Raw genomic sequence first — 15,943 nt, forward strand, 5'->3', positions numbered from 1 at the left:
GCCCTTCCTATTCTTCTTCCAATTCGCTTTTTGCGAGTTGGGACTTTAATAAAAATGCGTTTTTAATTACGATGATTTCATCGCCTTTAAGACCACTTATGATTTCCGTTTGCCCACTGAAACTATTGCCAATAATCACAGAAACTGCGCGATAGCCTTTGTCTGTTTTAACAAAGACTTTCTTTGCGTCACCAATGGAATTAATTGCATCGTTTGGTACAATAGGGCGTAGGTTTTGAGCGCCATTTTGCAATATAATTTGTGCATTAATAACTGTACCAACCGCAAGGTTTGCGCCGTCAATTTTGGCACGAATTATTGCGCTGTTTGCGCCAGCTTCAGCACCCGGTGCGATTGCCTTTATTGTTGCGTTTAGCTGTTTTCCATCATTTGTTTCAATATTTACGCTTTGCCCAATTGCAACTTTCTCCAATAGGTTCGGGGCAATCTGAAACACTGCTTCGGTATTATCAACATTGGTAATTTCACCTGCTATTGTGCCTTGCGGCACAAATCCGCCAACTGAAATAGGCATGTTATTTACAATGCCTGTAATAGGCGTACGGATGATAATTGCGCCATTTGCACTTGGTGCGCCTGCAGCACCTATTTTTGCTCTTGCCGCGCTGGCATATGCTGATTGGGATGCAACATTTGCATTTGCACTAACTGAATTTGCAAGCGAATTTTCCAATTCGCGTCGTGAGATTACGCCTTTTGAATAAAGAAATTTATCAGAAGCATACGCAACTTTCGCTGCATTAGCGGCCGCACTTGCCATATTTACATTTGCGTTGGCAGCGTGAGCATCGGCAACAATTCCTGCCCCTTCGGCACTAATAATTTCAAAAAGTGGTGCCCCTTTGTTGACCAATGATCCCGCTGCAACATAGACACGCGAAACACGACCAGAAATTGGCGCACCAACCATTATTTTTGCTTCCGGTGCCGCCATAATTCGCCCCAAAATGCGGATTTCATTTCCGGTTCCGAAATTAACTTTTGCGGTTTCAATACCGGCTGCTTTTGCGTCATTGTCATTAATTTCAACAATGTCACTTGGTTCTTGTCTTTCTTCTGTTTTGTTGTTTTTTTCTGTTGCTGTCTCGGTTTTTGGGTTGCTTTTCGGAAGCATATAACCTGCTCCCAAAGCAGAAATGACGGCAATAATGCTTATAATATATGATTTATTTTTCATTTGACACCTCAAATGGAAGGCGGTTTTCAATATAAGAGAGCTCTATTTCGGCGCGGGAGCGTTCAAACTTCGCAAGGCGTAATTTATCTTTGGTGGCGAATAATTCGTTTCTTGCTGCTTGCACTTCTATAAGGCTGATTTTTCCCGCCTTAAGTCCGATTTTTGATAAATCGTAAACTTCCTGAAGCGGGGTTATGCTTACATTTAATTGAGCAATCTCACGGGTAGATGAATTTATTTTGGCGATAAGCGACAGTCTTTGTGCTTCGATATTCCTAGTAAAACTATCAATTGCTATATCATTGGCATTAGCTTGTGCTTTTCTTTGCGCTAAAATCGCTTGATTTTTATAGCCTAGCGGCAGGGTCATGCTTAAGCCGCCCACCATGCTAAAGGCGTCATTGGCTGCTAAATGTTTTGCCCCTAAGTACGCGCCAATATTTGGTTTGCTGTCTATCTTTGCAAGTTCAATTGCAGCCTTGCCACTCTTTTGTTTTGACAAAAGCAATTGATAATTAACGTTTTGGGAAATATCAAAAGTGCCAAAACTTGGCATTTTTTCCATGAATAATTTTTGCGATTTTATTGTGCCATTATATTGGGCGATTACCGCAAGGTTGTTTTTGGAATTATTGATTGAATTCTGGGTTTGTAATTTTGCAATTTCTGCTTTTTTCAGATCAGATTGCGCCTGCAATTGCCGAAGTTTTGGCTCGCGTCCACCATCAACTAAAAGAGTGATAAACATCAAATCATCTTTAGCGGCGTTAATTTTTTCATCATCAAGATTAGATTGATAATTTGCATTTTCAAATTCAAGCCATAAAAGTGCAAGGTCTTTTATATATTCTTGCTTTTTGACCGCTATTTCTTGCTTTGAGCTTTGGGCAAGTGATTTTGCATAATTTATATTTGCCTGTTTACGACCAAAAAGTTGCAAATCTTGTGAAATTTGCAATGTAGTTTCGGCGGCTTCAAAGCCTTTATAATTTGATGACCCAAAAATATTTTCAACTCCCAGTGAAATAACGGGAGTTGGGCGCATCCCGGCAATTCTTACATCTATTTCAATTGCTGTTGCGATAGCGTTTAATTGTGCATTGATTGGCAGGTTTTCAAAATTTTCTACCAACTCTTTGAAACCAATTGTATCTTGTGCATGCAATGGTTGTGGTTGCGAGATTGCAAATAGCAATAACGCACAGCTGCCAAAGGCAGCATAATAATTATTATTTGTCATGATTTATCCGTTAATTGTTTGGTTTAATTATAAAAAAACAAACAATTAAGCGCGCGGGGGACGGTTCAACCGCGATGACAAATTATATGATTGTGGCGCAATATAAATTGGCTTTATAGTTTCAATACGCAATTGTGGTTTTACATCAATTGAAACGGTTTCATAGAAACTATTGTTAATATGATGGCATGCAGAATGAAAACAAATAGCCCCAATATGGCCTGTTTTATAAGTAGGTTCATCAGCATGGGGAGTTTCAATTAATTGCACATGGTCAGGTGGTGCATTGAATAATTCTTCTGCATGCACATCAGCTGTCGAAAGAACCGAAAATAGCAACGACACTGCCATAAAAATGGCAGCCAAAATGTTCATACTATTCTTCGTTTTCATTGTCATCAATTTAGCCTATGTGCTCTATATTGCAATTTTGTTAATTACTAAAGCGCATTTTTTGAATTCTTACTGCATTAAAAATTGCGATTAATGCGACACCAACATCGGCAAAAACGGCTTCCCACATTGATGCCATACCGCCAGCGCCCAAAATAAGAACTATTATTTTTATGCCAAATGCAAAGGCGATATTTTGCCATACGACGTTTTTGGTTGCTTTTGAAATTGCAATTGCCGTGGCGATTTTTGACGGTTGATCGGTTTGTATTATTACATCGGCGGTTTCAATTGCGGCATCGGCACCAAGTCCGCCCATTGCAATGCCGACATCTGCAAGTGCAAGGGCGGGGGCGTCGTTTATTCCATCGCCAACAAACGCAATAATCCGCGATTTATCTTGTTTTAACTCTTCAATTTTTTTGACTTTATCTTCTGGCAATAAATCACCAAACGCATTATTGATTCCAATCCGTGTTGCGACTTCTTTGGTAATTGCGCTTTTATCGCCGCTTAGAACAAAAATATCTTTCAAGCCAAGCTTTGTTAAACTGGCAATTGCCGATTTTGCATCTTCCTTTGGTGCATCGGCAACAATTACATAACCTGCAAACTGGTTATCAATTGCCATCAAAACAATTGATTGCACAATTTCATCAATTTCTTTTGGGTATTCAACGCCGAATTTTTTAAGAAGTTTGCCATTGCCAACCAAAATTTCTTTGCCTTTAACTTGACCTTGCAAGCCATGCCCCGAAATTTCGTTAACTTTATTAACTTCAGATACGGTAACTTTCCCTTTTGCATAGTCTACGATTGCCTTGGCGATTGGGTGGGTTGATTTATGTTCAATGGTGCAAAGAATTGACAAAAACTCGGCTTCATTCATTTGGGTTTTTATTTCACGAACCGCAAAAACCCCTTCTGTAAGAGTGCCGGTTTTATCAAGCACAAGGGTATTTAGTTTGACCATTAAATCAAGATAATTACCACCTTTGAATAAAATTCCATTTTTTGAACCTGCGCCAATTCCGCCAAAATAACCTAATGGAATTGAAATTACCAAGGCGCACGGGCAAGAAATCACCAAAAACACCAATGCGCGGTAAAGCCAATCATTAAACACATAGTCGGCCATAAAAAATTTCGGCGAAATCACCAAAGCAAGCGCCAAAAAGAACACGATTGGCGTATAAATTTTTGCAAATTTACGAATAAATAATTCGGTTGGTGCTTTTCGCGTGGCTGCGTTTTCAACTAATTCAATTATTCGCGAAATTGAACTATCGGCAAATTTCTTCGTAACCTTAAGCTCGATTACATTATTAAGATTTATCATTCCTGCCAAAAGACTTTCGCCTTTTTTGATTTGTCGAGGCACAGATTCACCAGTTAAAGCGATTGAATTAAAACTTCCATTTTCGCTTAATAATTCGCCATCAAGTGGGACTTTTTCACCTGCTAAAACTTGAACAATATCATTAATTGCAACTTCATTTGGGTTTGTTTCTATCACGGCATTATCTTGCAAAACCCTTGCAATTTGTGGGCGCACATCAAGCAGCGATTTAATGTCACCCTTTGCTTTATTAATCGCAGCATTTTGGAATAATTCACCGATTGCATAAAAAAGCATTACTGCAACGCCTTCGGCATATTGCCCAAGTGCAAACGCGCCGATTGTGGCGACGCTCATTAAGGTGAATTCATTGAAAAAGTCACGCTTAAGTGCCGCTTCAAACCCTTCGCGCATAACTGGAAAGCCAACCGTAAGATAGGCAATGGAATACCAGATTAAAGAAATATTTTTATTGAAAATGGTAAACTTGAAAATATGTTCAAATATTATTCCTAGCAATAGTAGCAAAAAACTAATAGCCGCAAGGGTATAAGGGGTTTTCCCCTGTGAGCTATCATGATTGTGGTCGTCATTTATATGGTTTTCACCATCTTGTTTAACGTTACTTTTGCAAATTTCATCATCGCAACAGTTTGCCATTATAATTGCCTTTTAAGTTTTTTGGCTTTATAAACCCTGAAGTGAATATAGGGTCAATTAAGGATTTGCAGCATGAAAATTGGTGATATTGCATTGGAAACCGGCTTTAGTATTGAGACTATTCGGTTTTATGAAAAGCAAAGGTTGGTCAAAAATGTCGGACGGAATGCAAATAACTACCGCGATTACGGTGAAGAACAAATCGCGCAATTGGTTTTTATAAAACAATGTCGCAATATTGGACTTGGACTTGAAGAAGTAAAATCCCTTCAATCACATCTTGAAAATCCGCAAAGTGATTGTGGTGAGGTTAATAGATTGATTGGAAGTGCATTGAAAAAGGTGCGTGAACAATTGAAATTATTACATGAAACTGAGCAACAGCTAAAACATCTGAATAGTCTGTGTGACCATAGCGGTGCTTCGCATGAATGCGGGATAATGAATGAATTGAGGACTACTAGCAATTTTTAATGCGAGTGCCGATGGTGCAAATCGGGAAAATGCTTATGTGAATGAACTAGGCTTTTATGCCTATGGCGGTGGCTATGGGGTTCATTTGGTGAAATGTCGCCACTATGATCATGCTGATGATGTTCATCATGTATATGTGCGTGTGAGTGTTCGATTTCATCATGCATATGCTCGTGTGCATGATCTTCTATCAAATGTATAATCACCCCAATTGCCATTAAAACCCCTGCAATGATTAAAGCAATGCTTAGTTTTTCACCCATGAAAATTAGGGCATAGATAGCGCCAATAAAGGGTGCGGTTGAAAAATAAGCGCCACTTCGAGCCGCGCCTAAATGGCGCAATGATAATACAAAAAGCGCAATGCTTAGGCCATAGCCCAAAAAACCAATCACTGCCGTAATTAAAAACACATCGATTTTTGGCATATTAAATTGCGCTTGTGTTGCAAACAATAAATTAACACAACCGGCAATCGTGCATTTAATGGCGGCGATAAATATAGGATTTGAATAGGAAAGTTTGCGCGTAAGGTTATTATCAATTCCCCAAAATAGGCACGCAAGTGCAATAAATATTGCCCCTTTATCGAACATAAAATTGCCGCCCGACCAAGAAAGGCATAATGCGCCTAATAAAATGGCAATTGCGCCAATAAGTAATTTTGTATCAAGATGCTCTTTGTAAACTATCCATGCAATCAATAAGGTCGCCACTGATTCAAGGTTTAACAAAAGCGATGCATTAGCGGCACTTGTAAATTTAAGGCCATACATCATCAAGATAGGCGCCAAAATTCCACCAAAAATAGTAACTATCCCAAGCCAGAGCAAATCAGATTTTTCAAATTTTGGTATTTCTAATTTACCAAATATTCTTTGAATAAAAAGAATTAAGCAAAGCCCAAACCCCGCCCCAAAATACAAGACCCCCGCAATTAGCCATGGGCTTGTATTGCCAAGCATGGATTTTGCCAATGGCACACTAAGGCCAAATAATAACGCCGATAGTAAAGCCGCACCCGCGCCGCCGATTTGATTAAGAAATTTTGAAATCATGATAGATGCTTAATTTACATGATAAATAAAATCAAACTTTTTCAATAGCACGCCCTTCGGCCTTCCACTCTGGAAAACCGCCCGATAGGCGCATTGCCCGCAAGCCGTTTTCCGTCAATAGGCGCACCGCATCTAGTGCCAATACACAATATGGCCCACGGCAATAGGCGATTATTTCTTTGTCACCTTGCAAGTTTTGAATTTGGGCTTCAAGTTCGTTAAGTGGAATATTTATTGCGCCTGAAATATGCCCTGCCGCAAACTCTTGAGGTGGGCGCACATCAATTATTGTCACTAAATTGTCTTTTAACCTATCATTCAGTTCATCGCGGGAAATGGCCTGCATAGTCTCTCGATTTTGATAAAAACTGTTCAAAATATTACTTATTTCGGCATTATTATGCTCACCAACTTGTGAAAGTGCGGACAATAAATTTACAATCCTTTCGTCATTATTAAGGCTATAAAAAATACGCTTTCCCAAGCGATTAGCATCAATAATCCGTGCACGGCGCAAAATTTGTAAATGCCGTGACGTATTCGCGAAACTTAAACCGCAAAGCGAAACCAAATCCTCTACCGCCTTTGCACCTTGGGCAATATATTCAAGCAATTCAAGGCGGCTTGCGTGACCAATTGATTGGGCAATTTGCGCAAGGTTCTCATAAATTACTTGTTTCTCATTTTGCATTGACATTTTAAGACTCTTGCTCTAATCATTCAACGATATTATTGAATGATTGAATATTATCACACTTTACTGGAGAATAAAATGAAAAATCTGTTTATTTTAAATGCACAACCTTATGGAACCGAACATTCTTATAATGGGCTACGTCTTGCGGGGGCAATTGCCAAAGACACCACTCAAGAGGTAAAAGTCTTTTTGATGGGCGATGCTGCATCTTGCGCAAAATCTGGGCAAAAAGTCCCTGATGGTTTTTACAATATTGAATTAATGATAAAACGCCTTGCGCGTGTTAAAGACGGCTTGGTCGGTGTTTGCGGCACATGTATGGACGCACGCGGTATTAAAACCGAAGAATTAATCGAAGGCACTCATCGCGGCACACTTGACGAACTTGCAAACTGGTCAATTGAGGCGGACAAAGTGTTTGTATTTTGAGGTTGTTAAATTGAAAGTTGGTAAGTAACATGACCGCAGCTAATTCAATGAACAATTTGAATATAGCTTAAGTTTCTGAATATTATTATAAATTAATCTGCAATTGCATTGCTTAAAAAGAAAATATTGATATTCTTTTGCCGCGTTGGGCGGTTGCGCCTATTTTGATAAACGGTCGTCATCATTTGACGAAAATGCTATTTGTATAAAAGAAGCATTAAAAAATAGTCCAAAATATAATAGTTCAGACGCACTCGCAAAAGAGTAGATGCGCAATTCCTCTAGTATAAGCGCAAATTTATCTTCTGAGAGTTGCGATAAATAGCAGATAATGAATTATTTCTGATGATTTAAATTGAATTTGTTTAGATGAAGGCGAGAGCATAAGGCAGCAAGTGACATCTCAAATAATGTTAAAAACTCAGGCATTAGCGCGGCCACGAACAAATAAATTAATAAAGCGAACGCGATATTTGTGGCGAGCATATAGAAAATGGTCATTTCTCTGCCACCTTCATTTTATCGAGGTAAACCACCGCCGCACCCGTTAGAAAAAAGAATGCCGCGCATACAAACAAATAGACAAAAGCCATTTGCTCCTCCTGTTGGAAAAGAAGTTTAGAACTTTCGATGTCTATTAGTTGTTAATTTAATGCTGTTGCGCGTATGGTAAGCGTAAAGATTTGCATGGGAATCTAAAATGCCCATTTTATAGTAATAATTCCACGTAACCCGATTAGATATTGAAACTATATATCCTTTGACAATGCAATTTTCCAAAAATGGGTGCTTTTGCCTTCGACTCCAAAATCATTGTCATTCACAAGCAAAAGTGTGCATGGTGAGAGCATTATTACACCTTCTAAATCGGAATCAATTTGTGGAAAGTCATCAGTAGTAAATACAAGGGATTTAGGCAAAATTTGAATATTTGTGTCATCAATTCCATCAATGCTTAATTGCTCAAGTGTAGGGCGGGTATCAATTTGCAAATGCTTTTCGGCAATTTCAAATTTTTTGCTTAAATTTATTTTGTAAAATTTACTGGTAGCAGATCCGCGCTCTAAAACTAATAATTTATCACTTTCAATTGTAACTAATTCACTTATTTTAATATCTGACTTTTTAAATTCCGATATTGCATTATCCCTAACAAAACTTTCTGCGCTGTCTAAGGGGTAAAGGAATTGCGCAACCACTTTACCTGTTTTTAGTTTAAGTTTCCAAATCCTAATGTGTCTTGCCTTCATGTGGGCCGTTTCATTTGGATGTGCCAAGGGGCTTTGAAATGCCAAATATAGAAATTTTTCGTCTTTGGAAATTGCAATTGCTTCAAAACCACGATTAAACTGCCGTTTTGCAGCAATTTCAGGTAGGATTTCATTTATCGGGTAATTCGCGCCCTTAAATAAAATCCCAAGCCCTTTGGGTATCAATCTAACAATTATTTTGCCACTTTCATGCAAATGAAGTAGGGAAGGGCTATATTCATCAGCAATCCAAAATGTGCCGTCATTCATTGCGGCAATGCCTTCGCTATCCACACCAGTTGCACTGGATTCAAATTGATTCCCACTTAAATCCACAGCAGTTTCACCAGGATTAGCGGCACTTGGCAATCCAGAAATACTTTCCCCATTAATGTCTTTTATTGCGAACGTTCTTAGACAATTTATTGTATCGCCATCTAATTTAAGTTCAGAAATTGCGGGACCAATGTGTGGGGCGGGCATAATTTTAACCCCTTCGACTATTTTCAAATCTTCAAATTCTTTTATTCCAAGCCGTTCAATTGCAAATGATACTTTGAAGTTTGGCCCTCTATCACCAATTGCCCAAAAGTGGTTTTTGGGGTCGCCTTCGCGTTGAGTGAGACCAGACCCAAGGCCGCGCGTGATTTTCATTTCCCCGTTTGGAAGTCCAATTGAAGTCAATTCTTCGTCTTGGTAATTTATTTGGGTGACGCTGATTACGTTCGAATTAGATTTTTTCATGTTTTAACTAAGATGCAAATTTAAGTGTTTTTGGCTAACTGTTCGCAAATCTAAGCTATCAAACCTAATTTTACCATTTGAATTTTTGCCAATTCACCTTTGGAAGTTATTATTCCTGGCACAAATTTTTAGATAGTATTATCTATCAATTTAATAACTTAACAATTTGTTATCCAAATGTATAGAAAATATTCGTGATTGTATTTTGTAGCAAAAGTTAAAGTTTTTGCAGTTCTCGGCTCATCAAAACTTACATAAATATTTACACATAAAATCAAAAAATGAGAAAATATATATATTAAACAATTAATTATGCAAAATAAAATAACCTGAAGGCCGCAGGTTCAAATCCTGCCCCCGCACCCAAATCCTCCTTCATTTAATAGACTTTGATAATATGTCACAGCTAGCTATACTGGCTATATTAGCCTTCTCCAAATCTATAACCTATCCCAGGGATAGTTATGATGAGGCGTGGCGAAAGGGGGTTGTCGCCCAATTTCTCACGAAGATGCTGGGTATGCACGCGTAAATGATTGCCATGATCATCAAAATTTTTACCCCATACTTCTTTCAGCAATTGCGACCTTGTAATTAGTTTCCCAGAATTTTTCACGAGTATTGAAAGCAATTTGTATTCTATTGGCGTTAGACGAACTTCCTGGTTCTCAATGAAAACCCGACGGGATGCAAAATCTAATGTGAAGTATTCAAATTTAAATATGCTATCAGCTTGAGAGTTTAACTTTTTGCTATGCCGTAAAGCGACTTTTATTCTTGCAAATAGCTCACCAGTATTAAATGGTTTGGTTATGTAATCATCTGCACCATTTTCCAATGCTTTGATTTTTTCGACCTCGGCTTCGCGTGCAGACAATACTACAATTGGTGTGTGCGACCATTCCCTGATTTCTTTTATTAAGTCTTGCCCATCCAAATCAGGAAGGCCAAGATCCAATATAATAATATCTGGGTGGTTGGATATTATTTTTTGTATGGCTTCTTTTGCATTTTGTGCGCCGAAAAAAGTCATATTATTGGATGTTATTGCGGATTTAAGATACTTTATTATCTGCTTATCATCTTCCACTACTAATATTGATGTTGTCATTGCCCATTCTCCTTAACACCTGAAAGTGTGAATGAAAAACATGCGCCCTTGCCATCTGAAATATTACTTGCTTCAATTATACCGCCATGCGCTTCAATAATGCCTTTGCAGATAGCGAGACCAAGTCCGACACCGGAATTAAGTCGATCATTTTTATTTTGTGCGTTGGTTTTAAATTGCTCAAATAAGACTTCTTTTATTTCGTTGTTTATACCGTTTCCATCGTCAATTATTGAAACTTCAACATTATTTCCTTTACGACTTATGTTAACTTTAATGGTGCCATCTTCAGAAGTATGGTTTATCGCATTTTCTAAAAGATTATTTATAACTTGTTCTATTAGTCCACCGTCAACATATATTGGCGGGGTAATCCCTGATAATGCGGTCAGAATGCGCCGCTTTCCTTTTTGTTTTTCGATTTTTTTAATTGCCGCACCAACGATTTCTTCGATTGAATATTCTCTTTGATTTAATTTAATGTTTCCTGAAGTCAGTGATGCCATTCTTAATAAATCTGAAACGAATTTTTGCAGGCGCTCAATTTGTTGATATAAAGAAACAATCTCATTAACAGCTTCTCTAGGCATAGATTTTCTGTGTTTAAGTATATTGCTGGCTATTCCATTCATTATTGTAAGGGGTGTTCTTAAGTCATGTGAAAGCGAGGACAAAAGTATATTGCGCAATTTTTCATTTTCTGCATCTACTCTGGTAAGGGCTGCTTCATCGGATCGTTTTGCCCGCGCCAAAGAGCTTGCAACTAAGCTTGCATAAGTTTCAAAAGATTGAATATCTGTGATGGATATATTGTTTTGTGCTTCGTTTGGGTTAAAACCAATAACACCTATGATTTCTCCTTCTGTGGAAAGTGGAATATATAATGCAAATGCAGACGGGCTTGTATCGGTGCCAAGTCCTGCGCTCTGATTATTTTTTATGACCCAGTCTATGGTGCTTTGTTCTTTCAAATTTAGAGGAATGTTTGAGGTGCTTAAGAATTGAAGTTTTTCACCAGTCTTTATTGCTAATATGATTTTATATCTTGTGGCACTTTCAAGGTGGGCTTGAGTGAATTGTGCCATTGCCTGTATGCCGCGCGCAACAGAAAGCCCTTTAGTTAGGCCATAAAGTATTTGTGCTTCTTGTTCATCTTTTCTTGATAATTTAACTAGACGCGACAGCTTTGCCGTCATTGAACCAACAAAAAGCGATGTAATAAGCATTAGTAAAAAAGTATATCGAGATGATTGTTCATAGAAGTCCAAAGTATAATATGGATGACAAAAGAAAAAATTATACGCCCCAACTCCCACAACGCTTGAAAAAACAGAGGGACCAATCCCAAAGCGTGCCGCAATGACATAAATTCCGGCTATAAAAAGGACGGTAAAAACATTGGCATCAACAATATCGCGAAACGGCAAACCAATTAGTGTGCAGAATAATATTATGAGAATTGACCAAAAATAATCATATATTTTGTTTAAGCTATTATGCTCAATTTTGGTTTCTTTTTGTTTGGTAAATTTTTCATTGCTTTGGTTTACAACATTTATTTCTATTCCACTCGCATTCTCGACTAATTCAGATGCCAGGCTTGGCAAGAATTTTAAAAATCGACTGCGTTTTTTGTGCCCCACTATAATGCGTGTAAACCCATTTTTTTCAGCATATTCCAAAATATCCTTGGCTGCATTATTACCATTAATTCTTACGATTATTGCCCCCATTTTTTCGGCAAGACGTAATAATTTTTCGGTTCTAATTTTCGCTTTTTCATCAAGGTTTGCGCTTTTGTCAGTTCTAAGATTGAGTGCGTACCACGGTGCCTTGGATGAATTTGCCATGCGTTTTGTTTTTCGAATTAAGGTTTCGGAAACAGGATCAGGTCCAATTAGTACCAAATATTTTTGACCTAATTGATTTTCGTTTTTACCTAAGGCCGCATTTAATTCATCACTTTGTGCATCAACTCTTTCAGCAGTCCGGCGTAATGCAAGTTCACGTAACGCAATCAAATTTGATTTCTTGAAGAAGTTTTCAGCCGCACGTTTATTTGCGCCTTCTGCAATATATACTTTGCCTTCTGCAAGACGTTTTAACAATTCGTCGCTTGGAATATCTATGAGTGATATTTCATCGGCTGCATCAAATATTTTATCGGGAACAGTTTCACTAACCCAAACACCTGTGAATTTTGCAACCAGATCATTTACACTTTCAAGGTGTTGGACATTAAGTGTTGTATAAACATCAATTCCATTTTCAATTAATTCTTCAACATCTTGCCAACGTTTGGGATGCCTGGAGCCGGGCGCATTTGTGTGCGCAAATTCATCAATCAAAATTAAAGAAGGTTTACGTTTTAACGCGCCGTCAATATCGAATTCCTTGACAATTATCCCTCTGTGATTGGTCTCCAATAGCGGCAAAATCGGAATGCCTTCTATTAGGTCAAGTGTTTCTTTCCTGCCGTGATGTTCAACCACGCCAATTATAACATCTGTCCCCTCGTCTAAAAGGCGGCGCGCCTCATTCAACATGGCATAGGTTTTACCTACGCCTGCCGATGCACCGAAAAAAATCTTTAAATGACCGCGCGAACTAACGGCGCGGTCATTATTGATCATTTCAAGTAATTTATCGGGATTAGGTCTATTATCTTTCAATCGATTTTCCCATCAAGCCTTAGATTGACTTTTAGCACGTTTACACGACTTTCGCCCAATAAATTTAAGGTTCGCTTCTTCGTGCTTTTATCAATAATTGCTTTAACTGATGCCTCATCAATTCCTCGTGCTTTTGCAATTCTTGGGATTTGGTAATAAGCGGCCGACGGCGATATTTCAGGGTCAAGACCGGAACCAGATGCGGTAACTAAATCTACTGGAATTTTTGCACTTTCATCATTCTTATATTTTTTAAGGTTTTGAATTCTTGCTTTGGCATTTTCCAAAAGAACCGGATTATTTACCCCCAAATTTGATCCGCTTGATGCCGCAGCATCATATGGGGTTGATGTCGCGGAAAGTCGTCCCCAAAGATATTTTGGCTCCTCAAAATTTTGCCCAATTAAAGATGAACCTAAAATACTTCCATCCTTAGCCTTTATCAGGCTGCCTATGCTTTGGGGTTTTGCAAACCCTTCGAGAAGCAAGCTTGTAATCGTTGGATAAATACCGCCTAATATTGCGGTAAATATCAGCATAAGTCCAAAGGATTTAAGTGTAGTTTTTGCTATATTGTTCATAGTAATCCCCTATGCCAAGCCGACACTTGTCAATAAAATATCGATGATTTTGATACCGATAAAAGGCACGATTATTCCGCCAAGGCCATATATGAAGACATTACGTCTAAGCATATTGGATGCCGATTCTGCGCGGTATTTCACACCCTTTAGAGCCAATGGTACGAGCGCAATAATTATCAGGGCATTAAAGATAACGGCCGATAAAATTGCACTTTGTGGTGATGTTAAACCCATAATATTTAATGAGTTTAGTGCAGGATAGGTTGTAGCAAAGGCAGCAGGGATAATAGCAAAATATTTCGCCAAATCATTGGAAATTGAAAACGTAGTTAATGCACCACGCGTCATTAATAATTGTTTGCCAATTTCCACAATTTCAATCAGCTTCGTAGGGTCGGAATCCAAATCCACCATATTGCCAGCTTCTTTCGCTGCTTGTGTTCCAGAGTTCATTGCAACGGCAACATCTGATTGCGCAAGAGCGGGTGCATCATTGGTGCCATCACCAACCATCGCCACCAATTCGCCACCTTCTTGCATCTTGCGAATATATTTTAGTTTGGTTTCAGGGGTAGCCTCGGCGATGAAATCATCAACCCCTGCTTCTGACGCAATCGCCGCCGCAGTCAAAGGATTATCACCTGTAATCATAACGCTCTTGATGCCCATTTTACGCAAATCAGCAAGACGGGCTTTGATATCGGGTTTAACAATATCTTTGAGGTGCACAACGCCCAAAATTGCATCTTCTTCGGCAACGCATAATGGTGTTCCGCCTTGGCGTGCGATTTCTTCAATTTTTTTGGTAATCGCCTCGGGCACATTGCCTCCTTTTATGGTTACAACTTTTGCAATTGCATCACCCGCGCCCTTCATAATGTGACGGTCATTGATAACAATCCCACTGATACGCTGTTCCGCGCTGAATGGAATAAAAGTTGCATTGAGGCTTTTTACGTCAATTGGTGATAAATTAAATAGCTTTTGAGCGAGAACAACAATGGAGCGACCTTCAGGTGTTTCATCTGCTATACTCGCAAGCCTAGCGGCACTAGCAAGCATTTGATCAGAGACATTGGGTGCCGGGTAAAATGCTGCTGCTTGTCGATTGCCGAAAGTTATTGTGCCGGTTTTATCAAGCAAAAGTACGTTTACGTCACCTGCTGCCTCAACCGCGCGCCCAGAAGTTGCGATAACATTGGCTTTAATAAGCCGTTGCATTCCCGAAATGCCGATTGCCGATAATAGTCCACCGATAGTAGTCGGGATTAGGCAAACCATAAGGGCAACCAAAACCGTAATTGTAATTACCGAACCCGCCCCTGCTTTTTCGACACTGAAAAGACTAAACGGTAGTAAGGTAATACAAACCAGAAGAAAAACAATTGACAACATAGCCAATAAAATTGAAAGCGCGATTTCATTTGGTGTTTTTTGGCGTTTGGCACTTTCTACTAGTCCAATCATTTTATCAAGAAAGCTTTCACCGGGGTCAGATGTAACCTTCATTACCACCCAATCGGAAAGCACTCTTGTGCCGCCTGTTAATGCATCACGATCCCCACCAGATTCACGGATAACTGGTGCAGATTCACCTGTTACCGCGCTTTCATCAACAGATGCGATGCCTTGAATTACTTGTCCATCGGATGGAACAAAATCGCCGGCTTCGATTAAAACAAGATCACCTTTGCGAAGTGTATTGGCGGACACCATTGTGAAGTTTTCAAATTCATCCGGGTGATTAATTTTCTTCGCGCTAACGTCACGTCTTGCCGCCTTTAAAGAGCCAGCTTGCGCTTTGCCGCGTCCTTCGGCTATTGCTTCTGCAAAATTGGCAAATATAAGGGTGAACCAAAGCCAAAAAGTTACCGCGCCAACAAACCAAATTGGTTCACCGCCGCCAGCAATAGAGTTCTTATCCAATAACATTGCAATAAAAATCAATGTGGTAACAACAGAGCCAACAAAAACCAAAAACATAACAGGATTACGCAATTGATATTGTGGCGCGAGGCGTTTTAATGAAAGCATAATTGCTTCCTTTATGTCTGCCCCATCAAATAAAGAATTGGATTTTATGCCTTCATTCAT

The 15,943-nt window shown here is 39.0% G+C and carries 13 protein-coding genes; 2 read left to right on the forward strand and 11 right to left on the reverse strand.

What is annotated here, in order from left to right; all coding sequences use genetic code 11:
* Positions 1 to 7: 7 nt before the first annotated feature.
* Genes KXV15_RS11775 through KXV15_RS11790 form a run of 4 tightly spaced genes read right to left on the reverse strand, consistent with a single transcriptional unit; the run spans position 8 to position 4,830 of the window.
* Positions 8 to 1,198, reverse strand: coding sequence for an efflux RND transporter periplasmic adaptor subunit (locus KXV15_RS11775; protein ID WP_240008404.1), 1,191 nt, complete (start codon positions 1,196 to 1,198; stop codon positions 8 to 10).
* Positions 1,188 to 2,438 (reverse strand): TolC family protein, encoded by a 1,251-nt coding sequence (locus KXV15_RS11780; RefSeq protein ID WP_240008405.1) that lies wholly within the window; start codon positions 2,436 to 2,438, stop codon positions 1,188 to 1,190. The genes KXV15_RS11775 and KXV15_RS11780 overlap by 11 nt, the downstream gene beginning before the upstream one ends.
* A 45-nt stretch (positions 2,439 to 2,483) precedes the next feature.
* Positions 2,484 to 2,831, reverse strand: coding sequence for a hypothetical protein (locus tag KXV15_RS11785; RefSeq protein ID WP_240008406.1), 348 nt, complete (start codon positions 2,829 to 2,831; stop codon positions 2,484 to 2,486).
* Between the two features lie 40 nt (positions 2,832 to 2,871).
* Positions 2,872 to 4,830: a heavy metal translocating P-type ATPase gene (locus KXV15_RS11790; protein ID WP_240008407.1), complete on the reverse strand. Its 1,959-nt coding sequence runs from the start codon at positions 4,828 to 4,830 to the stop codon at positions 2,872 to 2,874.
* A 72-nt stretch (positions 4,831 to 4,902) separates the two neighbouring features.
* Here KXV15_RS11790 and KXV15_RS11795 point away from each other — a divergent pair, with 72 nt between their 5' ends.
* Entirely contained in the window at positions 4,903 to 5,304 is a 402-nt protein-coding gene (locus KXV15_RS11795) for a MerR family transcriptional regulator (protein ID WP_240008408.1), read from the forward strand.
* Here the strand turns inward: KXV15_RS11795 and KXV15_RS11800 are convergent.
* On the reverse strand, positions 5,301 to 6,362 hold the full coding sequence (locus KXV15_RS11800; protein WP_240008409.1) for a DMT family transporter: 1,062 nt from the start codon (positions 6,360 to 6,362) through the stop codon (positions 5,301 to 5,303). The two genes, KXV15_RS11795 and KXV15_RS11800, sit on opposite strands and share 4 nt — an antisense overlap.
* A gap of 31 nt (positions 6,363 to 6,393) precedes the next feature.
* Positions 6,394 to 7,059 carry an ArsR/SmtB family transcription factor gene (locus tag KXV15_RS11805; protein ID WP_240008410.1) on the reverse strand — a complete coding sequence of 222 codons (666 nt, stop codon included), beginning with the start codon at positions 7,057 to 7,059 and terminating at the stop codon, positions 6,394 to 6,396.
* Between the two features lie 75 nt (positions 7,060 to 7,134).
* Between KXV15_RS11805 and KXV15_RS11810 the strand changes: the two genes are divergently transcribed.
* Positions 7,135 to 7,488: a DsrE/DsrF/TusD sulfur relay family protein gene (locus KXV15_RS11810; RefSeq protein ID WP_240008411.1), complete on the forward strand. Its 354-nt coding sequence runs from the start codon at positions 7,135 to 7,137 to the stop codon at positions 7,486 to 7,488.
* A 749-nt stretch (positions 7,489 to 8,237) separates the two neighbouring features.
* Here the strand turns inward: KXV15_RS11810 and KXV15_RS11815 are convergent.
* From KXV15_RS11815 to kdpB, 5 genes are all read right to left on the reverse strand, one after another.
* A complete protein-coding gene (locus tag KXV15_RS11815) occupies positions 8,238 to 9,482 on the reverse strand; it encodes an esterase-like activity of phytase family protein (RefSeq protein WP_240008412.1) in 1,245 nt (414 codons plus the stop codon).
* Between the two features lie 424 nt (positions 9,483 to 9,906).
* Complete coding sequence (locus tag KXV15_RS11820; protein ID WP_240008413.1) at positions 9,907 to 10,593, reverse strand: response regulator; 687 nt, start codon at positions 10,591 to 10,593, stop codon at positions 9,907 to 9,909.
* Complete coding sequence (locus tag KXV15_RS11825; RefSeq protein ID WP_240008414.1) at positions 10,590 to 13,265, reverse strand: sensor histidine kinase; 2,676 nt, start codon at positions 13,263 to 13,265, stop codon at positions 10,590 to 10,592. Before KXV15_RS11825 ends, KXV15_RS11820 begins: the two co-directional genes overlap by 4 nt.
* On the reverse strand, positions 13,262 to 13,846 hold the full coding sequence (gene kdpC / locus KXV15_RS11830; protein WP_240008415.1) for a potassium-transporting ATPase subunit KdpC: 585 nt from the start codon (positions 13,844 to 13,846) through the stop codon (positions 13,262 to 13,264). Before kdpC ends, KXV15_RS11825 begins: the two co-directional genes overlap by 4 nt.
* A gap of 9 nt (positions 13,847 to 13,855) precedes the next feature.
* Positions 13,856 to 15,943: a potassium-transporting ATPase subunit KdpB gene (gene kdpB / locus KXV15_RS11835; protein WP_240008416.1), complete on the reverse strand. Its 2,088-nt coding sequence runs from the start codon at positions 15,941 to 15,943 to the stop codon at positions 13,856 to 13,858.

The organism is Pseudaquidulcibacter saccharophilus, from assembly GCF_019455445.1.
Lineage (GTDB): Bacteria > Pseudomonadota > Alphaproteobacteria > Caulobacterales > Aquidulcibacteraceae > Pseudaquidulcibacter > Pseudaquidulcibacter saccharophilus.